Origin of the sequence: Sagittula sp. S175 (assembly GCF_049800975.1) — a bacterium.
In the GTDB taxonomy this organism is placed as follows: Bacteria; Pseudomonadota; Alphaproteobacteria; order Rhodobacterales; family Rhodobacteraceae; genus Sagittula.
Map to the genome: position 1 here is coordinate 136,995 of NZ_JBNAGB010000001.1, position 26,803 is coordinate 163,797.

Below are 26,803 nucleotides of genomic sequence, written 5' to 3' on the forward strand. Positions count from 1 at the left end.
TGTCATGTCTCGCGCATGGCCAGCGCCTCGGGCGGCGGCACCGTGCCCCGCGTCGTGCCGTAGGCCAGCATGTCGTACAGATGCCATGTCGCGTGCCCCAGCACCGGCAGCACGATCAGCAGCCCCAGGAACCCCGGCAGCATCGCCACGAAGGTCGCCACCGCGATGAACGCCGCCCAGCCGAACATCCGCAGCGGCTCGCGCTGCACGTAGGTGAACGACGCGATCATGGCAGTGACAAAGTCGATCTCGCGGTCCAGCAACAGCGGCAGCGACAGCACCGTGATCATGAACAGCAGCACGGCAAATCCCGCGCCCACCACCGTACCAACCCCCAGCATCATCAGCCCGTTGGCGCTGAGGTAGACGTCGAAGGAGGTCGATACATTGGTCATGGTCGACAGCCCCAGGAACAGGGCAAAGATCATATGCGCGATGAAAAACCAGAACAGGAAGACCACGAGGATCACCGCGCTGATCGACGGCAACTGCCGTTTCGACTGCCGCAGCACGACCGAGAAGATCTGCATCCAGTCCAGCGCGCGGCCTTCCTCCAGCCGCCGACTGACGTCGTAGAACCCCACGGCGGCAAAGGGAGCAATCAGCGGAAAGCCGATGGCGGCAAACACCAGCCAATAGCTTTGCCCCGTGACCCAGGTCACCCAGGCCATCAGCCAGCCGCCCAGCACGTAGGGCCCGGCAAAGGCCAGCGCATAGCCTGGCGCGCGTCTCAGGTCGCGCCAGCCACGCTTTAGCGCCATTCCCAGCATCTCGACCGAAACCGGTCCCAGCTCGGGCACGCCCGGCTGTGGTGTCTCCGGCATGCCTGTCCTCCCGCGCGCTGCCTCATCGACATTCAATAAACCGGATATTTCTGATCCAGATCAACACGTTTAAAAAGCATATCTCTGGCATACCTTCATCGCGGCGGGCACCGGCGCCCCCGATTGGCCGTGCAATCGCTGCGAAAACAGCGCAATTGCAGCGCAGTCGCGCCGCGCAGGCTTCGCCAAAAAGCAATTCGTTATCAGAATGTTAGACACCAAACTTCACCCTTATATCCCTTCCAACCCACACACATTCCACCCACGCCATGCGACCATCGTCTATGCCCGTCTTAGAAATTAAGAGTCGCCAGACGCCCCGCGCTCGGCAATGCTGAAGTCCACGGAAACCGGTCTAAAAGGAGGATAGACCCATGGCATGGACCACCCCGAAAATCCGCGAAATCGAGTGCGGCATGGAAATCAACATGTACGGCCCGGAGCACGACGAAGAGCGCGAAGTCCTGTTCTGAACAGCTAAGCGTGCGGGATAGCGATATGGCGTTTCGCACGCACATCCTTGGGGCTGCTGCCGGTGGTGGCCTGCCCCAATGGAACTGCGGTTGCCCCAATTGCAACGCCGCCCGCCGGGGCGAGATCCCGGCCCAGACCCAGTCCTCGCTGGCCGTCACCGGAGACGGCGAACACTGGGCCATCCTGAACGCATCCCCAGACATTCGCGCGCAGTTGATGGACTGCGCGGCCCTGCACCCGACCGACCTGCGCGCCCTGCCGCTGCATTCGGTTCTGGTGACGAATGGCGACATCGACCATGTCGCGGGCCTGCTGACGCTTCGGGAAATGCAGCCCTTCCAGCTGTTTGCGACCGAAACCATCCACGGTGTCCTGCGCGACAACCCGATCTTCGACGCGCTGAACGCTTCGGTCGTCAGCCGCCAGCCCATCGCGCTCGACGCACCCTTCAACCTCGCGCCCGGCCTTTCCGCCACGCTCTTTGCCGTCCCCGGCAAGGTGCCGCTCTATATGGAGGGCGAGACGGTCGAGACGCAATTGCTGGGCGAGAACACCGTCGGCGTCGAGCTGATCGCGGGCGGCAAGCGCGTCTATTACATCCCCGGCTGCGCCTGCCTGAACGACGACCTGCGGACCCGCCTGACCGGCGCGGACCTGCTGTTCTTCGACGGCACGCTCTGGGCCGATGACGAGATGATCACCAACCGGCTCGGGCAAAAGACCGGCGCCCGCATGGGCCATATGTCCATGAGCGGCGACAGCGGATCGCTGCACGCCTTCGACGGTTTAGGTATCGCCCGTAAAGTATTCGTACACATGAACAATACCAACCCGGTCCTGCGCCCCGACAGCGCCGAGCGCGCCACCGCCGAGGCCGCGGGCTGGACCATCGTAACCGACGGCATGGAGGTCACGCCATGAACACGAACCACAAACCCGCCGCCTCGCGCGAAGAGTTCGAAGCCCGCCTCCGCCAGATCGGCGCCGACCGCTACCACGACAAGCACCCCTTCCATCACCGCCTGCATGGCGGCGACTGCACCCCCGACGAGGTGCGCGCCTGGGTCATCAACCGCTACTACTACCAGCATTCCATCCCCATGAAGGACGCCGCCTTCATGTCCCGCGTCGAGGAACCCGCCCTGCGCCGCGCCTGGCGCTCGCGGATCGAGGATCACGACGGCACGGCGGAAAACGAGGGCGGCATCGCCCGCTGGCTGCGTCTGGCCCAGGCCGTCGGCCTCGATCCCGCTTATGTCCAGTCCCGCGTGGGGATCATGCCCGCGACGAAATTCGCCGTCGACGCCTACGTGCGCTTCGTCCGGGACAAGACCCTGCTGGAGGCCGTTGCCGCCTCGCTCACCGAACTCTTTGCCCCGGCGATCCACGCCAACCGCATCGAGGGCTTGCTGCAACACTATGACTTCGCGGACGATTCGTCGCTCAGCTACTTCCGCAAGCGCCTGTCCGAGGCCCCCAAGGACGTGGCCTTCGGCCTGAAGTGGGTGCTGGACCACGCCGACACCGCCGAAAAGCAGGACATGGCCGCCGCCGCGCTTGAATTCAAAACCGATGTCCTCTGGGCGCAGCTCGACGCGCTCTGGAACGGCTACGTCGAGGGCCGCATCCCCCCCGGCTGCTGGCAACCGGGCGAAGGCATGTTGCTGGCGAAAGCCTCATGATCGACGGCGGCGCGATCCCCGTCCTGCCGCGCGGCGTCCGCGTGCATTTCGACAAGGTGCGCGACACATGGGTGCTGCTTGCCCCGGAACGCACCGTGACGCTGGACATGATCGGCCACGCCATCCTGTCGGAAGTCGACGGGGAACGCTCCTTCGACGCCATCACGCAGGCGCTGGCCGACAAGTATCAGGCACCGCGCGACCAGATCGCGAAGGACTCCGCCGCCTTCCTGAAAACCCTCGCCGACCGCCGCTTTCTGGACCTGACGCAATGACCGACACCCCGAAAAAGGCACCGCCCCCCATCGCCATGCTGGCGGAGCTGACGCACCGTTGCCCGCTCTCCTGCCCCTATTGCTCGAACCCGGCGCAGATGGCCCGCATCGACGCGGAACTGGACACGGCCACATGGGCACGCGTCTTCCGCGAGGCCGCTGACATGGGCGTGCTGCAACTGCACCTCTCGGGCGGCGAACCCGCCTCGCGCCGGGACCTGACCGACTTGGTTCAGGCCGCCCGCGACGCCGGGCTTTATACCAACCTCATCACCTCCGGCATCGGCCTGACGGAGAAGCGCCTGCGCGAGATGGACGAGGCAGGCCTCGACCACATCCAGCTGTCCCTGCAAGGCACCACGCCCGAGATGGCCGACGAGATCGGCGGCTACAAGGGCGGCTTTGACCGCAAGATGATGGTGGCGGGCTGGATCAAGGAGATCGGCTTTCCGCTTACGCTGAACGCCGTCCTGCACCGCAAGAACCTGCACCAGCTGCCCCGCGCGCTGGAAATCGCGCAGGAGATGGGCGCGCGCCGCATCGAGGTCGCCACCGTCCAGTTCCACGGCTGGGCGCTGAAGAACCGCGACGCCCTGATGCCCACCCGCGAACAGAACCGCGAGGCGACGCGCATCGTGCTGGAGGCCCGCGAGGCGCTCAAGGGCAGGCTGGTCATCGACTACGTCCCCGCCGACTACCACGAGGACTACCCCAAGCGCTGTATGGGCGGTTGGGGACAGGCCGGCCTGAACGTCGCCCCCGACGGGCAAGTCCTGCCCTGCCACGCCGCCCAGACCATCCCGCACCTGACCTTCGCCAATGTCCGGGACCAGTCGCTCAGGGACATCTGGTACGACGATCCCGCCTTCAACGCCTACCGTGGCACGGAGTGGATGCCCGAGCCCTGCAACTCATGCGAGCGCAAGCTGAAGGACTTCGGTGGCTGCCGCTGTCAGGCCATGGCGCTTCTGGGCGACCCGAACGCCACCGATCCGGTCTGCGTGAAGTCGCCCCACCATATAGACCTGCAAGCCCGCGCCGACGCACATGCTGCCGCCGACGCGCCCCTGGTCTATCGTCCACAGCCTCCGAAAGTGGCAGAACCCGCCCAATAACCGGGCAATCGCCTCGCTTGAATCATTCTCCGACCCCGGACCATCCGGGCGTTAGGTTTTTGTTTACGCCCAGGTCTCACCCTCTACCCTAGGATGTACTGGAGGAGAGACCAATGACACCCGACCACGACCCCATCCGGCGTGGCGAAGACGGACGGATTCGCCACATCGACGTGCAGGCGCTCATGCGGCGCCCGGACGGCTTCGCGCTTTTGCGCGCCGCCCTCGAAGAACTGGAGCAGGGCCTCCCGGCCCGCGACACCTACGACGTCCCACCCTCGCTGATCTGCCCGGACACCCACCGCAACAGCCTGACATGGCAGGTCAAACGCGGCACCGCCGTGCTGCGCACATTCGTCGACTGGTACAAATCGCTCGGCCCCGACTTGCGCCGCCGCTTCCGCGAACGCTATCCCGAACCACGCGGCTGGGCAGGCTTCTACGACTCGCTGGCCTGACCCGCCAGAACAGGTGAAGGGCAAGCGCCCCCCACCTTCATCTTGATCCAAATACCCTTGGGGCGTTTGGGGGGCAAAGCCTCCCATCCGGTCGCCTGAGCCCCGGCTCAGGCGAAACCAGACAAAACCCTCGCCGCGCCCCCGAAGTCTTCAAAAGACTTCGGCCCGAACCCTTTTCAAGGGTCCGCCGTCGCGCTTTGCCGTCAGTCCTCGCCGCGCGCGTCGGCCCGGCTCTTGCCCGACACCTGCAAGGCCAGCGTCGCCTCCATGAACGGGTCGAGGTCGCCATCCAGCACGCCCGAGGTATCCGCCGTCTCGTACTGCGTGCGCAGGTCCTTCACCATCTGGTAGGGCTGCAACACGTAGGAGCGGATCTGGTTGCCCCAGCCCGCATCGCCCTTGGCCTCGTGCAGCGCGTTCACCTCGGCGTTACGGCGGTCCAGTTCCAGCTGGTACAGCCGCGATTTCAGTGCCTTCATGGCGATGTCGCGGTTCTGGTGCTGCGACTTCTCGGAGCTCGTCACCACGATCCCCGTCGGATGGTGCGTGATCCGCACGGCAGAATCCGTCGTGTTCACGTGCTGACCGCCTGCGCCCGACGACCGGAAGGTGTCGATGCGAATATCCGCCGGGTTCACCACCACCTCGATATTGTCGTCGATCACCGGATAGGCGCCCACGGCCGCAAAGGAGGTCTCCCTCGTCCCTTTACCGAACGGCGAAATCCGCACCAGCCGGTGTGTGCCGCTCTCGGACTTCAGCCAGCCATAGGCGTTCTTGCCCTTGATCTGGTAGGTCGCGGACTTGATCCCCGCCTCGGCGCCCGCCTGTTCTTCCTGCAACTCGACCTCGAAACCGCGCTTCTCCGCCCAGCGGACATACATCCGCGCCAGCATGTTCGCCCAATCGCAGGCCTCGGTGCCACCGGCGCCCGCCTTGATTTCCAAAAATGCATCGTTGCCGTCGGTCTCGCCGTCCAGCAGCGCCTCGAGCTCCTTGGACGCGGCCTTGGCCACGAGGTCCTTCAGCGCCTTTTCGGCGTCTGCCACGACCTCTTCGTCCTCTTCCATCTCGCCCAGTTCGATCAGCTCGACGTTGTCCGCCAGCTCCTGCTTGAGCGAGGTATAGTTGTCCATCGCATCGACCAGCGACTGCCGCTCGCGCATCAGTTTCTGCGCCGCCTCCGGGTTGTCCCACAGGTTCGGGTCCTCGACGCGGGCGTTGAATTCCTCCAGCCGGTGCTGCGCCGTCTCCCAGCCAAGACGCTGTTTCAACAGGTCGAGCGATTTCTCGATCTTGTCGACGTTGTTCTGGGCTTCGGCGCGCATGACGGACTCCGTGGGGTAGGAATGGCCCCGCGTGATACCGCGCTGCCACAATGCGGGCAAGTCCGCATCCGCCCCCTTTTCGACACCAGTCGCGCAGACCATCCTGCGCGCACCCGTCCCGGTCCGAGTGCGCCATGTCCCGCTCCCCAAAAACCTGTCCCGCGCTGGAGGCGGCGCTCGCCCGCCACGCCGCCGCCGATCCGACGCCGCTGGCCACGACGCCCGCCGCGCGGCTGTACCGCGTCACCTCTCGGCACGGCCCCGCGATCCTGAAACTCTACCCGCGCGGCCATGCCGGGAACGAAGCCCCCGCCGCCGCCCTCATGGCCGCTTGGGGGCCGCCCATGGTCCGCATCCACGCCCACGCCACCGACAGCCTGCTGATGGAACCGCTCGACGGCCCGTCCCTCGGCGAGCTGTCCCGCAAGGGCCAGGACCACAGCGCCAACGCCCTTCTGGCCGCAACCGCCCGCGCGCTACATGCCAGCCGCCCTGCAGCGACACCCGGCCTCACGCCGCTGGCCAGCTACCTTGCCCCGCTCTTTGACACCGGATTTGCCCCCGACTGCCCCGTTGCCCTGCGCAAGGCCATCACCACGGCGCAAAGCCTCGCGCGCAGCTTGCTGGACACCAGCCCGCAGCCCGTGCCGCTGCACGGCGACCTGCACCATGACAACGTGATCCTCACCCCGAACGGACCCCGCGCCTTCGACGCCAAGGGCCTGCTCGGGGACCCCGCCTTCGAGCTGGCCAACGCCCTGCGCAACCCCAGGGGCATTCCGCAGCTGCTCCGCACGCCAAGGCGCCTCGCCACCGCGCGCGCCGAATGCGCCAAGGCGCTGGATGTCCCGGAGCCCCGCCTTGCCGCTTGGGCCGCCGTCAAATGCGCCCATTCCATCGCGCTCCGCACGCGCGGCACAGTCACCACCGACCCCGAGGCCGACCTCCTCGCCCTCCTCCTCTCTGACCCACATATTCAACATATTTGATTTGTCGCATTGCCAAGGCGGCCCCTGACGCGCTTTCCTCCCTGCGACATCGGAGGACCCCGCCATGAAACCGCTTGCCCTCATCCTCGCCGCGCTGCCGCTGACCGCGCAGGCCGACACGCTCGCCGTCACGCAGGTCACGGAGCACACCTACGCCCTCACGGGCCCGCTCACCCAACGCGATCCGGTGAACCTCGGCAACAACGCCACCTTCGGCGTGATCCTGACCACCGAGGGAGTCGTCCTCGTCGATCCCGGCGGCTCGTGGCTCGGCGCGCAGATGATCGACCAGACCCTCGACACGATCACCGACGCCCCCGTCACCCATGTCATCGACACCGGCGGGCAGGATCACCGCTGGCTGGGCAATGGCTACTGGCAGGCGCAAGGCGCGCAGGTCTACGCCTCCACCACCGCCGTCACAGACCAGCAAACGCGCGAGTCGCTGCAATTCACCAAGCTCTCGCAGCTGATCGGCGAAGGGCTCAAAGGCACCGCCCCCGCCTATGCCGACGTGACCTTCGACAGCGACCTGACGCTGACGGTCGGCGACACCACCATCCAGATCACCGCGCCCGGCCCGGCGCATACGCCCGGCGATGCCTTCGTCTGGTTCCCCGCTGAAAGCGTGGTTTTCACCGGGGACATTGCCTTCACCGAACGGCTGCTCGGCGTGCAGGACTTCTCCAACACCCGCGACTGGATCGCCGCCTTCGAGTCCATGGCGGCCCTCACCCCCACCCACGTCGTCCCCGGCCACGGCGCGCCCACCGACCTCGCCACCGCCACGCGGGACACCTACGACTATCTCGCGAACCTCCGCACGCAGATCGGCGCCTTGATCGACGCGGGCGGCGACATCATCGCCGCCCCCACCATCGACCAATCCGCGTGGTCCGACCTCGACCAGTTCGCCGCCATGGCGGGCCGCAACGCGCAGGCCACCTACGAGCAGATGGAATGGGAATGAGCGGGGTCGAAGGCGTAGGTCGGGGCTGTGCCCCGACTCCCCTCAGAAAGTGACCGGATTAACCCTTTCCGACGCAACGTCACGGTCAAACCCTTAACAACCGGCCGGTTCACCCCTTACAGCCGCGAAACCTGCGTAAAAATCCGGTTAACCCGCCCCGAAACCGGCACCGCCCCCCCCCCAGATATGGCAAACGCGCGCCGGGTTAACCCCAACGCGCGCTGCAGTCATCAGACCTGGCGTTAACCCGTAGGGTGGGTCTGCGACCCACCTGCCGCGATCAGTACAGGCCCCCCGATGACAGCGTGCCAAAGCCCGCCTTCGGACCCACCACCGCCTTGCGGCCCGTCGAGGTGGTCACCTCCTTCGCCACCGCCGTGCCATCCGGACGGATCAGGTCAAAGCTGCCCGAGATGGCAAAGCCACCGTCCAGCTGCACGCCCCAGACGCCGTTCAGCAGGTCGTCTTCGCGGAAACACTCCGCCACCACGTTGTCGCCACGGGCACCCTCGCCCAGACGCGCGCCCGAGAACCGGTCGATGTTCACGAAGTTGCAGGTCTCCGGCACCTTGAACGCGCCGCCGCCGTATTTCTTCACCGCCTTCTGCATGAACTGCTCGAAGACCGGACCGCAGAACCCGCCGCCCGAGGCCCCCGACCCCAGCGAACGCGGCGTGTCGTAGCCGATGTAACAGCCCGCCACGATGTTCGAGGTGAAGCCCACGAACCACACGTCCTTGGAATCATTGGTCGTCCCGGTCTTGCCCGCCGTGGGCACCGGCAGGTTGACCGACTTGGCCGCCGTCCCGCGCTTCACCACGCCTTCCATCATCGAGGTCAGCTGATAGGCGGTGATCGGGTCCATCACCCGCTCCCGCTCGCTGACGATGCGCGGAGAGCGCCCCGGCGCGAGGTTCGGATCGTAGCAATCCACGCAGACGCGCTTGTTGCCCTGCGCCGCGTCGTGGCTGTAGACCGTGTTGCCGTAGCGGTCCTGCACCCGGTCGACCAGCGTCGGCTCCACCCGCTCGCCGCCATTGGCGAACATGGCATAGGCCGCCACCATCTTGAACAGCGTGGTTTCATCCGCGCCCAGGGCGTTCGCCAGAACCCGGCCCATGTTGTCATAGACGCCGAACCGCTCGGCGTAATCCGCGACCACGTCCATGCCGACTTCCTGCGCCAGACGGATGGTCATCAGGTTCCGCGACCGCTCGATCCCCGTGCGCAGCGGCGTCGGGCCATAGAACTGGTTCGAGGCGTTCTTGGGCCGCCAGACACCCTGCGGCGTGTTGATCTCGATCGGGGCGTCCACCACGATGGTCGCGGGGGTATACCCGCTGTCCAGCGCCGCCGCGTAGACGAAGGGCTTGAAGCTCGATCCCGGCTGGCGCTTGGCCTGCGTCGCGCGGTTGAACACCGAATGCTGGTAGCTGAAACCGCCCTGCATGGCGATCACGCGGCCCGTGTTCACGTCCATCGCCATGAACCCGCCCTGCACCTGCGGCACCTGCCGCAGCGTCCAGCGCACAAAATTGCCACCCTCGGTGTACTCGCGCACATGCACCACGTCACCCGGCGCGAAGTTCTCGGTCAGCGAGCCCTTGAACCAGCTGGTGTCGGACCGGGGCACGGTCATGCCGCGCGGATCGTCCAGCGCGACATCCTCGATGCCCAGCACCAGCTCGTTCTCGCGCACCTCGCGCACCACCGCCGGATACCACTTGCTCTCCAGTGTCACGTCACGCGCCACGCGCACGTCGGCCAGCGCCGCGCGCCATGCGGCCTCGTCGCTCAGCGTGCCGGCGTCGATGGTCTTGCCGGTGCCGCGCCAACGGCCAAGGCCACGGTCGTAGCGTTCCAGAGCCCGTTGCAGCGCATGCGCAGCCTCGGTCTGCATCTCCGGGTCCAGCGTCGCGCGGACGCTGTAACCGCCGGAAAAGAACTGATCCTCACCGAAATCGCGGCTCAGCTGGCGGCGGATTTCGTCGGTAAAGTAGTCACGCGGCGGCAGCGCATCGGCAAAGGTCGGGAAATCGCCGTTCTGCACCGACCGCAGCGGCTGCGCCACCTCGTGTTCATAGGTCGCCCGGTCGATATAGCCGTTCTCCATCATCTCCTTGAGGACAAAGTCGCGGCGCTGCGTCACGCGCTCCTTGCGGCGGACGGGATGGTAGTCGGACGGCGCCTTGGGCATGGAGGCCAGCATCGCCGCCTCATGCGGGGCAAGCTCGCTAAGGGTCTTGTTGAAATAGGTCTGCGCGGCGGCGGTCACGCCGTAGCTGTTCTGCCCGAGGAAGATCTCGTTGAGGTACAGCTCAAGGATCTTGTCCTTGGACATGGCTTCCTCGACCCGGCTCGCAAGGATGATTTCCTTGATCTTGCGCTCTGCCTTGCGGTCGCCCGACAGCAGGAAGTTCTTCATCACCTGCTGCGTGATGGTGGACGCACCGCGCACGTCGGACCCGCCCGACTTCGCCGCCTGCACCGCCGCCGCGATGATGCCGCGGATGTCATAGCCCTTGTGAGTGTAGAAGTTCTTGTCTTCCGCCGAGATAAAGGCGTGCTTCACCAGGTCCGGGATCTCGTTCGCCGGGGTGAACAGACGCCGCTCCTGCGCGAATTCGTCGATCACTGCGCCCTCGCGCGAATAGATGCGGCTGATCGTCGGCGGCGTGTATTGCGCAAGGTGTTCATGACTGGGCAGGTCCCGCCCATACATCCAGAACACAGCGCCGATGGTGACGGCGATCATCATCGCGCCCATGGTCACCACGGCAAAGATGCCACCGAAGAAGGAGAAGATGAACCGCGTCACGCAAGACCTCAAGTCTATGGGGCCCGTGGCCTTTGGCCCGGGCGATTGGACCCCGCTTAACGGTTTTCCGGGCCCCGGTCAAAACACATCCGTGCCAGCCATGCGCGTGGCTCCGCCGACCCGGACGCGGCGTTAGACCAAAGACAAGATTTGCGTGGCATAACAAGGCATCACAGGCCCTCGCCGCGAGATTGGACCTCAAAGGTTAACGTCGTCGAAAACCTCTACGAAAGGTTGATCCGATTGTCCGGCGTGAACGCATTGTTCACATTTGCCCGCGCGGTCACTGCCGCCTCAGGCGTGCCAATGCCTTGTCCTCGATGGCCCATGCCGCCAGCCCGTCGCGGATGCCCGCCGCCATGCCCGCCCGCCACGCCGGGTCCTGCAGGCTTTGCAGGTCCTTCTGCGACGACAGGAACCCCAGTTCGATCAGCACAGACGGAATATCCGCCGACTTCAGCACCGAGAACGCCGCCTCGCGCTGCGGGTCCTTGTGCACATGCCCCAGCGCGTTCTTGATCCCGTCGACGATATGTTTCGCCATGGCCTGACTGCGCGGCGTATTGTCCAGCCGCGCAAGGTCCAGCAGCACCTGCGCCACCCGGTCGTCCGACCCGCTCAGGTCGATCCCCGCCAGCAGATCGTCGCGGTCGTGGCGTTCGGCCAGCGCCTGAGACGCCTCGTCCGAGGCATCCTCGGCCAGCGTGTAGACCGCCGCCCCATGCGCCACACCCGAATCCAGCGCATCGGCATGCAACGAGATGAAGATATCCGCCCCCGCGTCATGCGCCGCTGCCACCCGCGCCTCAAGCGAGATGAAGGTGTCGGAATTGCGTGTCAGAACAACCTCGTAGTTGCCCGACCGCAGCAGGACGTCGCGCAGTTCGCGGGCGAATTTCAGCACCAGGTTGGCCTCGCTGACGCCGCCCCGCTCTGCGCCCGGATCAATACCGCCGTGACCGGGGTCCAGCACCACGACAAGCGGCGCCCCCGCCGCACGCGGCGCGGGCCTGCGTGCATGGGGGCGCGGCATCTCCCAGTCGGGATCGCGCGGCACACCGGCATGGGCAAGGAACGCCGCGTGGTCCGTCGGCGCCAGTTTCAACAACAGCTCCGCGCTACCACCGTCCTTGCGCGTTTTCAGGCTCGCCTCGGCCACCGTCAGTGGCTCTGTCAGTTCCGCCACCAGCCGCGACCAGCCGGGCCGGAAGCTGCCCATACGGACGGATTTCACCTTGTCGCTGGCATCCAGCGCCTTGGCCTCCACCGTGCCCCAGTCCACCTCGCGGAAGTCCACCACCAGACGATAGGGGTCCGCCACGGTGAACACGCGCCACGGCACGCCCTGCGACAGTTTCAGTTCCAGCTGCGTCCCGCCAAAGCGACGGTCGACAAAGCCGCCGCCCTCGTAACGCGCAAGGCCGGACGTCTCCTGCGCCGCCAGCGACGAGGCGCAGATCATCATGCAAAGAAAGGCGAATATCCTGCTCATGGTCCCGTTTCCCGGTGATCCTTGCGCAGACCATAGCACCCTCGCGCGCCGCGTCCCAGCGGCAATCAGCCCTCGGCCAGCCCCCGCTTGCGCATGAATGCCTTCAGCCGCGCCAGCCCTTCCTCGATATCCGCCGTGCTGCGCGCGTAGGAGAACCGCAAGGTTCCCGCGCCCCGCACCGGATCAAAGTCCAGCCCCGGCGTCACGGCGACGCCCGCTTCCTCCAGGATCTCCTTGGCAAAGGCGACACTGTCGTCGGTCAGATGGCTGACATCGGCGTAGAAATAGAAGGCCCCGTCCGGAGGCGCGATCCGGTCGAACCCGGCCTCGGGCAGACCGACACGCATCAACTCGCGGTTTCTCGTGTAGACAGCGAGGTTGGCCTCGGTCTCATCTTTCGCGTCCATGGCGTGAAGTGCTGCGACCTGCGCCACATGCGGCGGGCAGATGAACAGGTTCTGCGCCAGCCGTTCCACCTGCCGCACGTGGCTGTCCGGCACCACCAGCCAGCCGACGCGCCAGCCGGTCATGGAAAAGAACTTCGAAAACGAGTTGATGACCACCACGTCGTCGCTGACCTCCAGCGCCGTCACGGCCTTCCGGTCATATTCGATGCCGTGGTAGATCTCGTCCGACAGGAAGGCCGCGCCCTTGTCGGCGGCACAGTCCACCAGCGCCCCCAAAGCGCCCTTGTCCAGCATCGTCCCTGTCGGATTCGCCGGCGAGGCCACCAGCAGCCCCTCGAAATCCACGCCCTGCAAATCCGCGGGCACCGGCTGATAGCGGTTTTCCGCCGCCGACTGCACCTCGACCGGGACCAGATCCAGCGCCTTGAGGATCTGGCGATAGGACGGGTAGCCGGGTGCCCCCAGCGCCACGCGCTCGCCCGCGTCGAACAGGGCCGAGAACGCAAGGATGAAGCCGCCCGACGACCCCGGCGTCACCACCACGCGCGCCGGGTCCAGATCGACATTATACCAATCGCCATAGAGCCTTGCGATCCGGGCGCGCAGTTCCGGCAGACCCAGCGCAACAGTATATCCTAACGGGTCCGCCGCCAGCGCCTTTGCCACCGCCTCGCGCGCCATGGCAGGTGCCGCCGTGCCGGGCTGCCCCACTTCCATGTGAATCACCCGGTGTCCGGCGGCCTCGCGGGCGCGCGCGGCCTCCATCACGTCCATCACGATAAAGGGATCGACGTTCCCGCGTCTTGAACTTCGCATGTCTGCCTCTCTACTGTGCCCCGGACTGAATACCCGAGGCTTATGAACGAGACACCCGTGGCGTCAATGATCCAGACCAGACTCCTGAGCCTGATTGCGGCGCTCGTCCTCATGGCGGGTCAGGCCGGCGCGGCCACCTTCCTGCGCGATGCCGACATGGAATACGCGCTGAAACAGCTCGCCGCTCCGGTGCTGACGGCAGCGGGCCTCAGCCCCGCGCAGGTGGACATCGTCGTGCTGGACGATCCGAGCCTGAACGCCTTCGTCGCGGATTCGCGCCATATCTTCATCCACTCGGGCCTGATCCTGAAACTCGAAAGCGCCCCCGCGCTGCAAGCCGTCCTCGCCCATGAGGCCGCGCATATCGCCAATGGCCACATCACGCGGCGGCTGACCAACATGCGTTCGGCCCGCAGCGCCGCCGGTCTGGGCATGCTGCTGGCCGTGGCGGCAGGCATCTCGGGCGCCGATCCCTCGCTGGCCGTGGGCATCGCGGCGGGCAGCAGCGCCTCCGCCGCGCGCCGGTTTTTCACACACACCCGGGCCGAGGAAACCTCGGCCGACATTTCCGCCGTGCGGTTTCTCCAGCGTGCCGGGATCGACCCGCGCGGTGCGACGGATGCCATCAGCATCTTCATCAACCAGGTGAACCTGGACGAAAGCCGCATGGACCCCTACGCCGTCACGCATCCGCTGTCGCGCGACCGGATGCGCACGCTGGAATCGCTGGTGGTGGGCGCAAAGCCCGGCCAGCCCAATCCGACCGCCGACTATTGGTTCGCCCGCGCCCAGGGCAAGCTGAGCGCCTTCAAACGCGCGCCCAACTGGACGCTGCGCCGCCTCGACATGTATCCCTACAAGGACGTCCGGCTGATGCGCGAGGCGGTGGCCTATCACCGCCAGTCCAACATGAAAAAGGCCCTCGCCGCCATCGACACCGCCATCGCCGCGCGCCCGGACGATCCCTACCTGATGGAGCTCAAGGGCCAGATCCTGCTGGAATCGCGCCAGTTCAAGGCCGCCGTGCAGGTCTATCAGGCCGCCGCCAACCGGGCCCCGCGCGAATCCCTGATCCTCGCCGGGCTGGGGCGCGCGCGCCTTGCCGCCGGGGATGCCAAGGGCGCTTTGGAAGCGCTGGAGGCCGCCCGCGGGCGCGACTTCTCGGATCCCGGCATGTTGCGCGACCTTGGCGTCGCCTACGCGAAGCTTGGCAACAACGGCATGGCCTCGCTGGCCACCGCCGAACGCTACGCCCTGACCGGACGCCTGAAGGACGCCGAACTGCACGCCCGGCGCGCAGAAGCGCAACTGCCACGCGGCTCGGCCCCCTATCAACGCGCACAAGATGTGCTGGACGCCGCGCGTCAGGCCAAACAGAAATGAACAAGACAACGCAAACGGAGACCCCATGCTGAAATCCATCCTCAAAGCCGGCGTGACCGCCGCCTGCCTGACCGGCGCAACCTCTGCCATGGCGCAGGACTTCGACCTGTCGAACATGTCCGACGATCAGCGCGCCGCCTTTGGCGAGGCCGTCCGCGACTACCTGCTGACCAACCCGCAGGTCATCATGGACGCCGTGGCCAAGCTGGAGGAAATGGAAGCCCAGCAGCAGGTGCAGGTCGACAGCGCGCTGGTGGAAACCCACAAGGACGCCCTGCTGAACGACGGCTACAGTTGGGTCGGCGGCAACCCGGACGGCGATTTCACCATCGTCGAATTCATGGATTACCGCTGCGGCTACTGCCGCAAGGCCGCGCCCGAAGTGACCGAACTGGTCGAAAAGGACGGCAACATCCGCCTGATCGTGAAGGAATTCCCGATCCTCGGCGACGCCTCGATGATCTCTTCGCGCTTTGCCATCGCCACCCAGATCGTTGCCGGAGACGAGGCCTACGAGCAGGTCCACGAGGCGCTCATCTCGCTCGAAGGCAACCCGGGCGAAGCCCAGCTTCAGCGACTGGCCGAGACCTTCGGCTTTGACTACGACGCCGTGAAGGCCGAGATGGACAGCGAGGAAGTCACCCGCCGCATCACCGAAACCCGCGCCCTGGCGCAGGCGATGCAGATCAGCGGCACGCCCTCCTTCGTCTTTGGCACCGAGATGGTACGCGGCTACGCGCCGCTCGCGGCGATGGAGCAGATCGTCGCGCAGGCCCGCTCGGCCAACTAAGCGATGATCCGCAACCTGATACCGGCGCTGCTGATTGCGGCGCCGGTCCACGCGCAATTCGCACCGACCGCCGAAGAGCGCCTGCGCAACCTCACTGCGCCACCCGCCGTGGACATCTATGGCACCGAGAAAAACGCCGACCGCGCCAGGATCGAAGCAGAGGCCGACGCCTTGTTCGGCCCGGACCAAAGCGCCGCCATCGCGATCTTCATCGGCCCGAAGTGTCCCGATTGTGCGCAGGCAGCGGCAGAACTGCGCCGCGTCACGGACCGGCTCGACCTGACCCTGAGCGTGATCGAACTCGACGACAGCACTCGCCCGATGTTCGAGCGGCTGAACCTGGACTCGCTGCCGTCCTACGTCATGCCTGACCGCCTGATCCGTGGCCTGATGCCGGATTTCGTGCTCGAAGATTACCTGACGCGCTGAGCCACAGCGCCCTGCGCACCGACGCAGGGCGCGCCCGACGCCACCGCCTGCTCGGCCACCGCCGCAGGCAGGTGCAGCGTGACACGCGTGCCCTGCCCGGCAATCGAGGTCAGGACGAGCGAGCCACCAGACTGCTCCGCGATCCCCTTCACCATCGACAGGCCCAGCCCCGTCGCCTTGGTCCGGGTCGAATAGAACGGGTCGCAGACCAGCGCCAGACGCTCCGGCGCGATGCCGACGCCTGTGTCGATCACCGACAGGCTCACCGTCGGCCGTCCCAGCGCATCCGTTTTCTGCGCCACCAGCGAGATCTCTCCGCCACGCGGCATGGCCTCGCGTGCGTTCAGCACCAATTCCAACAAGACCGACTGGATCTTGCCCATATCCACCCGCACCTGCGGCAGATCCTCCGGCAGCGGCGCCCGCGTCACCCAGTGCTTCTTGCCCAGCATCGCCCCGATCAGCGGCGCAACGCCGTCGAACATTTCCCCGATGCCGACCAGGCGTGTTTCCAGCCGCGCCTTGCGTGAAAAGGCCAGCAACTGCCCGATCATCTCGGCCCCGCGGCGCGCGGCAGCCTCTGCCTCTTCCAGCATCTCGGTGCGCTCGCCGGGCTGCATCGCGATCTTGGCCAGTTCCAGATTGCCCAGAACAACGGTCAGCAAATTGTTGAAGTCATGCGCCATGCCGCCCGCCAGCTTGCCGACAGCGTCGCTTTTGGCGCGCTCGATCTCTCCGGCCTGCGCGCGGCGAATATCGGTTCGCATTTTCCACACGGCGAACTTTGCCATGACGAAGTAGACCAGCACCAACGCAAAGATTCCGGCGGCCAACACCGCGTGGATCAAGGGATTGCCCTGCATGTAATAAATCACCGGCACGGCCATCAAGCTCAGCGCGATGGCGATGCTGTCACAGATCCAAAGCAAGGCAGACTCCGCGCGCACCCAGCTGACCGACAGCATCGCCGTCGTGATGATCGCCAGCGCGAACAGGTCCAGAACACGGTGGTCAAGATACCACAGCCAGACAGCCATGCCGTTGTAGATCAGCGAATCCGCCAGCGTGAGCGCCACAAAAGCCGCCAGCCCCCATCCGCTCAGTCGATCCGGCAGACGCCGCGCCACGACCATGAACAGCAGGTAGACCGCCATCCGCACGACGAACCACAGCATCACCTGCCACAGCCCGAACACGACCCACAGCGCCACCGATGCCAGCGCCAGTGACGGCACCCGCAACTTCAGCTCGCGCATCCGCAAGTCATGCTGCTCGCGGATGACGCGAGCGTCCAGAACCAATGGAATGCCCAAGCCGGGAAGTCCGGTCATTTTCACCTACGGGTTGCGTCGCTCCCCAACCGGAGCCTGAAAACTGGTTATTCGGCGGCCTTTGGCGAAACGGCTTCGGCGTCGATCAACGCAGCGCGCTTCTCGACTTCTTCGACGATGTGATCGACCATCTGGTCGTTGGACATCTTGTGGCTGGCCTTGCCGGCCAGATACACCATGCCCGACCCGGCCCCACCGCCGGTAAAGCCCACATCGGTCATCAGCGCCTCACCGGGGCCGTTCACCACGCAGCCGATGATCGACAGGCTCATGGGTGTCTTGATGTGCTCCAGCCGCTTTTCCAGGATCTCGACGGTCTTGATGACATCGAAACCCTGCCGCGCGCAGGACGGACAGCTGATGATGTTCACGCCACGATGGCGCAGGCCCAATGATTTGAGGATCTCGTAGCCGACCTTGACCTCTTCGACGGGGTCCGCCGAGAGGGACACGCGGATCGTGTCGCCAATCCCCATCCACAAAAGGTTGCCAAGGCCAATCGCGCTTTTGACCGTGCCAGAGACAAAGCCGCCCGCCTCGGTGATCCCGAGGTGAATGGGCGCGTCCGTTGCATCGGCCAGCTTTTGATAGGCGGCGGCGGCCATGAAGATGTCCGACGCCTTGCAGCTGATCTTGAACTCATGAAAGTCGTTGTCTTGCAGGATCTTGATGTGATCCAGACCGCTTTCGACCATGGCGTCCGGCGTCGGCTCGCCGTATTTGTCCAGCAAGTGCTTTTCGAGGCTCCCGGCGTTGACGCCGATGCGGATGGAACAGTTGTGGTCGCGGGCGGCCTTGATGACTTCCTTCACGCGCTCGGGCGAGCCGATGTTACCCGGGTTGATCCGCAGGCAGGCGGCCCCGGCCTCGGCGGCCTCGATGCCGCGACGGTAATGGAAATGGATATCGGCGACGATCGGCACCGGGCTTTCGCGCACGATTTCCTTCAACGCCTTGGCCGAATCCTCGTCCGGCACCGACACCCGCACGATATCTGCGCCCGCCTCGGCGGCGGCCAGAACTTGCGCGATGGTGCCGGGGATGTCAGTGGTGACGGTGTTCGTCATCGTCTGCACGGTGATCGGTGCATCACCGCCCACGGGAACATTGCCCACCATGATCTTGCGGGACGCGCGGCGATAGATGTTCCGCCACGGGCGAACGTGGTTGAGGCTCATGACGAGGCTCCTGTCAGGGTTGTTCGCTGTGGATATAGGGGGGCGTGGAGCGATGCGGAAGTGTCAGACCACCGCACCCGGCCCCTTACCGGCCCGGCAGCGGGCTGGCGAGGCGAAGCTCGGCAACCACTCGTGCAAGGGTCTGGTTTTGCGTCAGGTCGGCAACCTTCAGCTCTTGCTGAATCGCTTCGGCAGAAAGCGCAAGGTTCCGCCCGAACTGGCCATTCTGACCATAGGGACCGAAGGTCTGGCCATTGACCGCAAAGAACACGCCACCGGCATTGCCGGAGAAGATCGTCGCGGGCTGATCGGTCTGCGGCACCTGGTAGGTCTGTCCCGCCTGCAAGGTCTGCGCGAACAGCTTCTTGCCCGAGGGCGAGGTGACCTCGACCCAGGTTTCGGCAGTAGCCACCACGGTGATTCCCGGAGGTGCATCCGCCAGAACGCGCGGTCCCGCAGGCGCCTGCACATCCGTGTCGGTCGAGGTCGAGGCAATCTGCGGCGCCGCCGTCCGGGGCGCGCTCATGTCCGGCATGGACGGTGCGATACGCGGCGCTTCGGCCACGGTCGTTGCAGATCCGCCCTGCAAGTCCATCGCGACCAAGGCCGTCATCAGGTCGTCATCGTCACCGGGCTGCGCCGGGCTGTACCGTTCGGTCAGGTCAGCAGCGGCAAGCGACACGCCCTGCGTCACCGAACCACGCGCCCCGGCCGGACCGTAGGTCTGACCATCGACGGTGAAATACACCGCCCCGGATTCGCCGGCCTGCAACTCTGCCGCCATGGCATCGCGCGGCACGGCATAGGTCTCGCCCGCGTTCATGACATGCGACAACAGCACGTTGCCCTCTTCATCCTTGATCTGCACCCAGGACGGGCGCACGGCCAGAACGGTCACGCCGCTGCCCGCGATCACCGGCGTCTGGATCATCGTGCCGCTTTGCGCCTGGTCGATCAGGCCTTCGGCCAGCGCAGCCGCCGCCAACGAGCTGTCCTGCACCGACGGAAGCGCGCCGCCGCGCCCGGCAAACAGGCCACCGCTGTCAGGGTCAAGCGTGGAAATCGGCTCGTCCCGCGCCACCAGTACAGGCACATCCAGGGCCTGCGGACGGTACAGCCGGTCAAACGCCTCGGTGCTCGGCGGTGTGAACACGCCTGCAACATCCTCGGCCACGGGCTGATCGTCCACCGGGAGCGGCCGCCGCGCAGCGTCCAGCGGGTCGAGTTCCGACAGCACCACCGGCGTCTGATCCACGGGCGTGACCTGCACGCGCTGCACTTCCTGCAACACGGCCCAGCCGCCGTAACCGATGCCACCGATCAGCGCCAGAAGCACCAGCGAGGACCCGATGGCGCGCGGTTCGATCTGCGACATCCAGCTGTCGGATGCAGGGGCGAACGGCAGGTTCGGTTCAGCAAGCGCGTTGCGCACCCGCGGCTTTGCCAATTCGCCCGAGCCCGGTTTGCGCGCCACGACAGATGCCTCGGAGGACATGCCATGGGCCACGGAGAACCCGCTTTCCTCGCAGAATCCGGCGAAAGCCTCGTCCGGGTCCATACCAAGGTATCGGGCGTAAGAGCGCACGTAACCTGCGATAAACCCGGGGGTATCAAAGGCGGAGGGGTCGCAATTCTCGATCGCGGCAATGTAACTTGCCTTGATGCGCAACTCGCGTTGAACATCCAGCAGGGACTTGCCCATTGTCGCGCGTTCGCCGCGCATTACATCGCCCAGCTTCAGAGTGAACCCTTCGGACCCCTGATGGGAGTCCGTGGTTTCAATCCGGTTCTGGGATTTACGCCCGATCATGCGCGACTGCCCCAACTTCACTATCTGCCCGTGCCTGCCCTACCCGGGCCTCCACGATTCGTGCAGCCCGGTTATTGCGATTACGTTACCACACCACAAGGCAATTGACAGAAATACCGGGAGTTATCCCGCCATTTCGGCACGATTCAGCGCGCAGTGGCTCCAGAGCTCGTCCATGGCGCGGACGAGTTTGTCCATCTCTTCGGGGCCATGCACCGGAGAGGGGGTGAAGCGCAGACGCTCGGTGCCGCGGGGCACCGTGGGGAAGTTGATGGGCTGCACATAGATGCCGTAGCCCTCCAGCAGCATGTCCGACAGCTGCTTGGTGTGCTTGGGGTCGCCGACGATCACGGGCACGATGTGCGAGCCGTGGTCGATGATCGGCATGCCCAGACCTTTCAGACGTGTTTTCAGGATCTTGGCCTGAGTCTGATGCTGCTCGCGCAGCTTCTGGTCGCGCTTCAGATGCGCCACCGAAGCCGTCGCACCGGCGGCCAGCGCAGGCGCCAGCGAGGTCGAGAAGATAAAGCCCGGCGCATAGGAGCGCACCGCGTCACACATCTTTGCCGAGGCCGCGATATAGCCGCCCATGACGCCGTAGGCCTTGGCCAGCGTGCCGTTGATGATGTCGATCCGGTGCATCAGGCGATCGCGTTCCGCGACGCCCGCGCCCCTCGGCCCATACATCCCGACGGCGTGCACTTCGTCGATGTAGGTCAGCGCGCCGAATTCATCCGCGAGGTCGCAGATTTCCTTGATCGGGCCGAAATCGCCGTCCATCGAGTAAATTGATTCGAATGCGATCAGCTTGGGCGCGGCGGGGTCGTCGGCCTCCAGCTTGGCGCGCAGATCGTCCAGATCGTTGTGCTTGAAGATGCGCTTGGCACCGCCGTTGCGCTTGATCCCCTCGATCATCGAGGCGTGGTTCAGCTCGTCCGAATAGATGATGAGACCCGGGAACAGCTTCGGCAGCGTGCTCAGCGTCGCGTCGTTGGCGATATAGGCAGAGGTGAACAGCAGCGCCGCTTCCTTGCCGTGCAGGTCGGCCAGCTCGGCCTCCAGCGCCTTGTGATAGACCGTGGTCCCCGAGATGTTGCGCGTCCCGCCCGAGCCTGCGCCCGTTGCGTCGATGGCCTCGTGCATCGCGGACAGAACAACCGGGTGCTGCCCCATGCCAAGGTAGTCGTTGCCGCACCACACGGTGATCGGCGTCTCGGATCCGTCAGGCTTGCGCCAGGTGGCGTGCGGAAACTGGCCCTTCTTGCGCTCGATGTCGATGAAGGTGCGGTAACGGCCCTCTTCGTGCAGGCGGTTCAGGGCGTCGTCGAGTTTCGCGGTGTAGTCCACCGGGCTCCTCCTTCTGGTCATGGGCGCATCATTCCGTGGCGTCCCGTCCGCAGCCTTGGGCTGCATTCAAGTTCGTGAATAATTAAGGCCCGAAAAAGCATCTGTCTACCGTTTAGGTTCGGACGAACCGTCGCATCCTTGACCGAGATCAAGCGTTCAAAGAAATATCCCGCCCCCATCTTTCCGGTTCGCACCTTTTTAGCGGATAGGAAACACCTTTTGCCAGCCCGCAGGCGGCCCCCTTCACATAGACGTTAGGCGCAGACCGGTCAGGTATACCGGACTTCGCGCCCCTGCCCGCTGCCCGTACCCTCGGAGGCATTTCCAGAACGTAAATTTTCCCGCCTGTTCATTCGTGGATTTTCCCCGTGTTGTCGCTATCGAATCCCCTGATCTCTCCCCTGCCCCTGATCGTGCTGACGGCGGCGGGATATTTCGTTGCCACCGTCGGCATGAAGGGTGCCGCCGGCGGTGCGCTGGTCACCGGTGGCATCATCGCGCTGCTGGGGTTCCTGCTGGCCTTTGCCGCCGAGGTGCTGCTGATGCGCAACACGCATCTATCTGTGCTCTACATCCTCATCATCGGAGTCGAGACCGTGCTGGTTCTGGGCTTTGCCATGGGCATCGGCGAGGGGCTGAGCTTCCGGCAGGCCATCGGCGCGGGGCTGGTGCTGACCGGATTGGCCATCGTCGCGGTGTGATCCGGGACCTTGCCGGTTCTGGACACTGGCCAGCATCCCGCTAGGCTCCGTCCCAGACAATGAACGGAGCCTTTTGATGTCCCTCGACGCCACCCTTTCCCGCATCGACGAAGACCTGCCCGCCGCGCTCGACCGCCTGATGGCTCTGCTGCGCATCCCGTCGATCTCCACCGATCCGGCCTACAAGGCCGATTGCGACCAGGCGGCGGACTGGCTGGTGGCGGACCTCGCGTCCTTTGGCGTGAAGGCACAGAAACGCCCGACTCCCGGCCATCCCATGGTCATGGGTCACGTGGACGGCGACGGGCCGCATGTTCTGTTCTACGGCCATTATGATGTGCAGCCGGTCGACCCGCTGAACCTCTGGGACCGCGATCCCTTTGACCCCGCGATCGAGGACACCGCCAAGGGCAAGGTGATCCGGGGGCGCGGCGCGTCCGACGACAAGGGCCAGCTGATGACCTTTGTCGAGGCCTGCCGCGCGTGGAAAGAGATCCACGGCAGTTTCCCCTGCAAGATCACCTTCTTCTTCGAAGGCGAAGAGGAAAGCGGCTCGCCCTCCCTCATCCCCTTCCTCAACGAGAACGCGCAGGAACTGAAGGCGGACATCGCCCTGATCTGCGACACGGGCCTGTTCGAATCGCGCGTGCCCGCCATCATGACCCAGCTGCGCGGCCTGCTGGGCGAGGAAATCACCCTCACCGGCCCGAACAAGGACCTGCATTCCGGCATGTACGGCGGCGCCGCCATGAACCCGATCCGCGTCCTGTCGAAGGTGCTCGCCAACCTGCACGACGATCAGGGCCGCATCCAAGTGCCGGGCTTCTACGACGGCGTGCCGGAGCTGCCGCCCGAGATCAAGGCGCAATGGGACGGGCTGGGCTTCGACCACGGTGCGTTCCTTGGCGATGTGGGCCTGTCGCATCCGGCGGGTGAACAGGACCGCAGCGCGCTCGAGATGATCTGGTCGCGCCCTACCGCCGAGATCAACGGCATCACCGGCGGCTACACCGGGGATGGGTTCAAGACCGTGCTGCCGTCCAAGGCCTCGGCCAAGGTCAGCTTCCGCCTCGTCGGCCAGCAGGACCCGCATGCCATCCGCGAAAACTTCCGCGCCTGGGTGCAGGCGCAACTGCCCGAGGATGTCACCGCCACCTTCCATGCCCATGGCGCCTCGCCCGCCGGACAGATGACGACGACCCATCCGGCCTTTGAACAGGCGCGCGGCGTTCTCGGGGCAGAATGGGGTTTTGACGCGGCGTTTACCGGCTGCGGCGGCTCGATCCCCGTGGCCGGGTATTTCAAGTCGATCCTCGACATGGACACCATGCTGGTGGGCTGGGCCAAGGACGACGACCAGATCCACTCGCCGAACGAGAAGTACGACGTCGAAAGCTTCCACAAAGGGATTCGCAGCTGGGCGCGGATCCTGGACGCCATCCGCTGAGCCATTCCGTCGAAACACACGGCGCGCCGGGCCATTCCGGCGCGCATTACCTGTCCGTCACGGGAAAAAGCCCGGTCTCGACGCGGGATTAACCATTTCCTAAGAAACACGACGAAAGCATGTGCCATCTTTGTGCCAAATACGGCAAGGTTGTGCACTCTGCGCCACATCTGCCGCAAAAGTTAAAATACTACCTATCAGAGAAGAGGATTGCGGCGGTTCTGCCGTATTTGATCCGAAATATGCCCGAATCCGCAGGTAACGAATGCGTCATGATTGGCACGTTCCGAAAACTCTCCCACGCGGATTTCCGCCTTCGCGTCGCCCGGGTCGACCCCCGGTTCGCGCGCCTAGGCGAGGCGGCTTATGCCAAGGATGCCACCCCGTCCCGCCCCTTTGCCATGACACTCGTCGGTTTCGGCTGGATCTACATGGTCTCGTCGATTTCCAACCGCCGCGACCACATCGCCACCTCACTGCGTCAGGGCTCGCTGCCGGAGCACTATCACGACTGGATCTTTGGCGGACTGGCCGTGCTGCTGGCAGCCTCGGTCGTGCTGCTGCTGCTGCACGTGCTGCGCTATTCCTACAAGACCGGCGCCAAGAAAAAGAACTCCGGCGGCATCCTCATGGGCGCGCTGGTTGCCCTGACCCTATTCTACACTCCGGCCAGCGTCTGGGACATGGGATTTGGCATGCTGGACGGAAACAGCCAGCAGGTGATCCTGGCGGCGAACACCGCCTTCGAACAGACCTTCCCGAACCTGACGCTGGACAACGTGGCCTTCGTCTCGTCACAAGGCAACTGACCCTCAGAACACTCCGTCAAACCTCTCCGGCAAAACGTATTGCTGCGTGTAGTCGGGCCGCGCGAAGTTCCAGAACCCGGTCTCGCCGCGCGGCGCCCAGCTGCGCACCATCCGCTTGCGCACCCACCCCAGGTCGAACCCCTCATGCATCTCCAGCCCAGCAAAGGCCTCAAAGACCGCACGATCCTCGCCCCGCGCTTCGGCGAACCAGTGCCGCCCGATGGAGGCCTCCTGCACCGATCCCCCGACGCTCTCGGTCACCGCGTTGCGCGCGTTCATCACCTCGACGTAATTGCGGAAATCGCAGAACTTCAGGTGAAACAGGTACAGGTCATCCGGCGCGTGCAGCTTTTCATACTGGGTGAAATGCCCGCCCCGCGCGATCTTGGCCCCATGGCTGACGATGCAGGGTTTCGAGTAATGCGGTGCCAGCCGTACATGCCGGCGCGGCCCGATGATCGTCTCACCGATTTCCTCGTGCTCGAGGTCGATGCGGTGGATCACCTCCAGCCCGAGCGGCGTCAGAAACCGCTTTTGGCGACAATCCCGAAGGTATTCCAACAGGTTACGCCCATCCGAGGGATCGACCACCACCAGCTCGTCCACATCGCCCACCACGATGTGATCGTAGTAGCACCGCAAGCCCTGCACGAAGTTGTTCAGCATCCGCCAGCGCTTCATGTCGAAATTCGGATGCGGATCGCCCGGAATGCCGATCACGTTGCAGCCCTCGGCCAAGCGCGCGACCTCTTCACCCCGACCGTGATTGACGATGTAACAGTTCTCGCGCCCGAAGATCTCGCCGTAATGGCGCAGCCAGGCCTTCAGAAAGAAGGCATCGTCGCGCACCATGGTCAGCGCCGCCGCAGTCGTTTGCATCTGCTCGTGTCCCGTCTCTCGCCACCTGCCGTGGCCGTTTGGACGCAGGATACCCCAAGCCTCGCGCGTTGAGAATCGCAATCTCTCCGGCGCGGCGCTATGGTTGCAGAAAACCCGTGGCAGTGAGACAGGCATGATCGCAGAGGATTTCCCCGAGACCGGCTGGCAGTTCACCCCCGGCCCGATGCCGCCGCGCCGGTTCCAGGTGTTTGGCGAGCGCTCCTCGGGCACCAATTTCGTCAAGCGCCTGATCGGCCGCAACACCGCGCTGCAACCGATCGAGGCGCTCGGCTGGAAACATGGCTTCCCGCAGATGACGGCGATCCCCGCCGACACCGCCATCGTCGCCTGCGTCCGGGACGCGCGGCCCTGGTCGCTGTCGATGCATGCAAAGCCATGGCACACGCCGCCCGCGATGCAGACGCTCACCTACTCCGACTTCATCCGCGCCGAATGGGCCACCATCGCGGACCGCAAACGCTACTTCCCCCAAGTGCAGGACCACGGCGGCGAAGGTCGCCCGCTGCAACACGACCGCCACCCGATCACCGGCATGGCCTTCGCCAACCTCTTTGCGTTGCGCCGCACCAAGCTAGCAAGCCTCCTGTCCTACGTGCACCGCGACTGTACGCTGATCCTCTGCCGCATGGAGGCGGTGCAACAAGCGCCCGAGAGCTTCCTCGCCGCCCTCAACGCGGCCTTCTCCCTGCCTGCACCCGAAACTGCCTACCGCCCGGTGGTCAAACGCCTCGGCTCAAAGTTCCTTCCCAGCGTGGACGCCCGCCCGGAAACGCCCAATACCGTGCCGGAAAACGACCTCACCTTCCTGCGCAGCCAATTGGACCTGCCGCTGGAATCCCGCCTGGGCTACAACTACGACTGAGCCGCGAGCCGCGCCCCTGCTTCTTTGGTTTCGAAAATACCTCGGAGGGGTTCGGGGAGGCAGCGCCTCCCCGTCCAAGCGCGCCGCAGGCGCGCGCCGGGGGGCGGGGGGCCCCCCACGCCCAAAACCCAACCCACCCCGGAAAGCCCCCAACCCCCAAAAAACCCC

Annotated in this window: 25 protein-coding genes; 15 read left to right on the plus strand and 10 right to left on the minus strand. The window is 65.2% G+C overall.

Going from position 1 to position 26,803, the window contains the following annotated elements:
- Positions 1 to 2 precede the first annotated feature (2 nt).
- On the minus strand, positions 3 to 824 hold the full coding sequence (locus ACP16H_RS00630; protein ID WP_425070301.1) for a DUF2189 domain-containing protein: 822 nt from the start codon (positions 822 to 824) through the stop codon (positions 3 to 5).
- Positions 825 to 1,198: 374 nt separating this feature from the next.
- Between ACP16H_RS00630 and pqqA the strand changes: the two genes are divergently transcribed.
- From pqqA to ACP16H_RS00660, 6 genes are all read left to right on the plus strand, one after another.
- On the plus strand, positions 1,199 to 1,297 hold the full coding sequence (gene pqqA / locus ACP16H_RS00635; protein WP_209360798.1) for a pyrroloquinoline quinone precursor peptide PqqA: 99 nt from the start codon (positions 1,199 to 1,201) through the stop codon (positions 1,295 to 1,297).
- 25 nt (positions 1,298 to 1,322) lie between these two features.
- Positions 1,323 to 2,219 carry a pyrroloquinoline quinone biosynthesis protein PqqB gene (gene pqqB, locus ACP16H_RS00640; protein WP_425070302.1) on the plus strand — a complete coding sequence of 299 codons (897 nt, stop codon included), beginning with the start codon at positions 1,323 to 1,325 and terminating at the stop codon, positions 2,217 to 2,219.
- A complete protein-coding gene (gene pqqC / locus ACP16H_RS00645) occupies positions 2,216 to 2,980 on the plus strand; it encodes a pyrroloquinoline-quinone synthase PqqC (RefSeq protein WP_425070303.1) in 765 nt (254 codons plus the stop codon). Before pqqB ends, pqqC begins: the two co-directional genes overlap by 4 nt.
- Positions 2,977 to 3,255 (plus strand): pyrroloquinoline quinone biosynthesis peptide chaperone PqqD, encoded by a 279-nt coding sequence (pqqD, locus tag ACP16H_RS00650; protein ID WP_425070304.1) that lies wholly within the window; start codon positions 2,977 to 2,979, stop codon positions 3,253 to 3,255. The genes pqqC and pqqD overlap by 4 nt, the downstream gene beginning before the upstream one ends.
- A complete protein-coding gene (gene pqqE, locus ACP16H_RS00655) occupies positions 3,252 to 4,370 on the plus strand; it encodes a pyrroloquinoline quinone biosynthesis protein PqqE (protein ID WP_425070305.1) in 1,119 nt (372 codons plus the stop codon). Before pqqD ends, pqqE begins: the two co-directional genes overlap by 4 nt.
- Before the next feature lie 113 nt (positions 4,371 to 4,483).
- On the plus strand, positions 4,484 to 4,828 hold the full coding sequence (locus tag ACP16H_RS00660) for a hypothetical protein (RefSeq protein ID WP_425070306.1): 345 nt from the start codon (positions 4,484 to 4,486) through the stop codon (positions 4,826 to 4,828).
- Positions 4,829 to 5,031: 203 nt separating this feature from the next.
- On the opposite strand, the gene prfB is transcribed toward ACP16H_RS00660, so the two are convergent.
- Positions 5,032 to 6,156 (minus strand): peptide chain release factor 2, encoded by a 1,125-nt coding sequence (gene prfB / locus ACP16H_RS00665; RefSeq protein WP_425070776.1) that lies wholly within the window; start codon positions 6,154 to 6,156, stop codon positions 5,032 to 5,034.
- A gap of 134 nt (positions 6,157 to 6,290) precedes the next feature.
- On the opposite strand from prfB, the gene ACP16H_RS00670 reads away from it, so the two are divergent.
- Positions 6,291 to 7,145 (plus strand): aminoglycoside phosphotransferase family protein, encoded by an 855-nt coding sequence (locus ACP16H_RS00670; protein WP_425070307.1) that lies wholly within the window; start codon positions 6,291 to 6,293, stop codon positions 7,143 to 7,145.
- A gap of 64 nt (positions 7,146 to 7,209) precedes the next feature.
- Positions 7,210 to 8,115, plus strand: a complete 906-nt coding sequence (locus tag ACP16H_RS00675; RefSeq protein ID WP_425070308.1) for an MBL fold metallo-hydrolase — start codon at positions 7,210 to 7,212, stop codon at positions 8,113 to 8,115.
- Positions 8,116 to 8,395: 280 nt separating this feature from the next.
- Here ACP16H_RS00675 and ACP16H_RS00680 read toward each other — a convergent pair whose 3' ends face one another.
- The 3 genes from ACP16H_RS00680 to ACP16H_RS00690 all read right to left on the minus strand — a co-directional run bounded on the left by ACP16H_RS00680 (position 8,396) and on the right by ACP16H_RS00690 (position 13,648).
- Entirely contained in the window at positions 8,396 to 10,933 is a 2,538-nt protein-coding gene (locus ACP16H_RS00680) for a penicillin-binding protein 1A (RefSeq protein WP_425070309.1), read from the minus strand.
- A gap of 283 nt (positions 10,934 to 11,216) precedes the next feature.
- Complete coding sequence (locus ACP16H_RS00685) at positions 11,217 to 12,425, minus strand: N-acetylmuramoyl-L-alanine amidase (protein WP_425070310.1); 1,209 nt, start codon at positions 12,423 to 12,425, stop codon at positions 11,217 to 11,219.
- A 65-nt stretch (positions 12,426 to 12,490) separates the two neighbouring features.
- On the minus strand, positions 12,491 to 13,648 hold the full coding sequence (locus tag ACP16H_RS00690) for a pyridoxal phosphate-dependent aminotransferase (protein WP_425070311.1): 1,158 nt from the start codon (positions 13,646 to 13,648) through the stop codon (positions 12,491 to 12,493).
- A gap of 66 nt (positions 13,649 to 13,714) precedes the next feature.
- On the opposite strand from ACP16H_RS00690, the gene ACP16H_RS00695 reads away from it, so the two are divergent.
- The 3 genes from ACP16H_RS00695 to traF are packed head-to-tail and all read left to right on the plus strand — an operon-like array spanning position 13,715 to position 16,250.
- Complete coding sequence (locus ACP16H_RS00695; RefSeq protein WP_425070312.1) at positions 13,715 to 15,031, plus strand: M48 family metalloprotease; 1,317 nt, start codon at positions 13,715 to 13,717, stop codon at positions 15,029 to 15,031.
- A gap of 25 nt (positions 15,032 to 15,056) precedes the next feature.
- Positions 15,057 to 15,821 (plus strand): DsbA family protein, encoded by a 765-nt coding sequence (locus ACP16H_RS00700; protein WP_425070313.1) that lies wholly within the window; start codon positions 15,057 to 15,059, stop codon positions 15,819 to 15,821.
- A gap of 3 nt (positions 15,822 to 15,824) precedes the next feature.
- Complete coding sequence (gene traF / locus ACP16H_RS00705) at positions 15,825 to 16,250, plus strand: conjugal transfer protein TraF (RefSeq protein ID WP_425070314.1); 426 nt, start codon at positions 15,825 to 15,827, stop codon at positions 16,248 to 16,250.
- On the opposite strand, the gene ACP16H_RS00710 is transcribed toward traF, so the two are convergent.
- From ACP16H_RS00710 to hemA, 4 genes are all read right to left on the minus strand, one after another.
- Positions 16,235 to 17,581, minus strand: coding sequence for a sensor histidine kinase (locus ACP16H_RS00710; RefSeq protein WP_425070315.1), 1,347 nt, complete (start codon positions 17,579 to 17,581; stop codon positions 16,235 to 16,237). The two genes, traF and ACP16H_RS00710, sit on opposite strands and share 16 nt — an antisense overlap.
- 47 nt (positions 17,582 to 17,628) lie before the next feature.
- Positions 17,629 to 18,759, minus strand: a complete 1,131-nt coding sequence (ispG, locus tag ACP16H_RS00715) for a flavodoxin-dependent (E)-4-hydroxy-3-methylbut-2-enyl-diphosphate synthase (protein WP_425070316.1) — start codon at positions 18,757 to 18,759, stop codon at positions 17,629 to 17,631.
- Between the two features lie 85 nt (positions 18,760 to 18,844).
- Positions 18,845 to 20,569 (minus strand): RodZ domain-containing protein, encoded by a 1,725-nt coding sequence (locus tag ACP16H_RS00720; protein WP_425070317.1) that lies wholly within the window; start codon positions 20,567 to 20,569, stop codon positions 18,845 to 18,847.
- A 123-nt stretch (positions 20,570 to 20,692) separates the two neighbouring features.
- Positions 20,693 to 21,916: a 5-aminolevulinate synthase gene (hemA, locus tag ACP16H_RS00725; protein WP_425070777.1), complete on the minus strand. Its 1,224-nt coding sequence runs from the start codon at positions 21,914 to 21,916 to the stop codon at positions 20,693 to 20,695.
- Between the two features lie 368 nt (positions 21,917 to 22,284).
- Between hemA and ACP16H_RS00730 the strand changes: the two genes are divergently transcribed.
- The 3 genes from ACP16H_RS00730 (at position 22,285) to ACP16H_RS00740 (ending at position 24,873) form a co-directional block, all read left to right on the plus strand.
- A complete protein-coding gene (locus tag ACP16H_RS00730; RefSeq protein WP_425070318.1) occupies positions 22,285 to 22,617 on the plus strand; it encodes a 5-aminolevulinate synthase in 333 nt (110 codons plus the stop codon).
- Positions 22,618 to 22,693: 76 nt separating this feature from the next.
- Complete coding sequence (locus ACP16H_RS00735) at positions 22,694 to 24,064, plus strand: M20/M25/M40 family metallo-hydrolase (RefSeq protein ID WP_425070319.1); 1,371 nt, start codon at positions 22,694 to 22,696, stop codon at positions 24,062 to 24,064.
- A gap of 272 nt (positions 24,065 to 24,336) precedes the next feature.
- A complete protein-coding gene (locus ACP16H_RS00740; protein WP_425070320.1) occupies positions 24,337 to 24,873 on the plus strand; it encodes a hypothetical protein in 537 nt (178 codons plus the stop codon).
- A gap of 3 nt (positions 24,874 to 24,876) precedes the next feature.
- On the opposite strand, the gene ACP16H_RS00745 is transcribed toward ACP16H_RS00740, so the two are convergent.
- The gene (locus tag ACP16H_RS00745; protein WP_425070321.1) at positions 24,877 to 25,752 is read right to left on the minus strand and encodes a glycosyltransferase family 2 protein; all 876 of its coding nucleotides are present in this window, start codon (positions 25,750 to 25,752) and stop codon (positions 24,877 to 24,879) included.
- A 133-nt stretch (positions 25,753 to 25,885) separates the two neighbouring features.
- Here ACP16H_RS00745 and ACP16H_RS00750 point away from each other — a divergent pair, with 133 nt between their 5' ends.
- Positions 25,886 to 26,635, plus strand: coding sequence for a hypothetical protein (locus ACP16H_RS00750; RefSeq protein ID WP_425070322.1), 750 nt, complete (start codon positions 25,886 to 25,888; stop codon positions 26,633 to 26,635).
- Positions 26,636 to 26,803 lie beyond the last annotated feature (168 nt).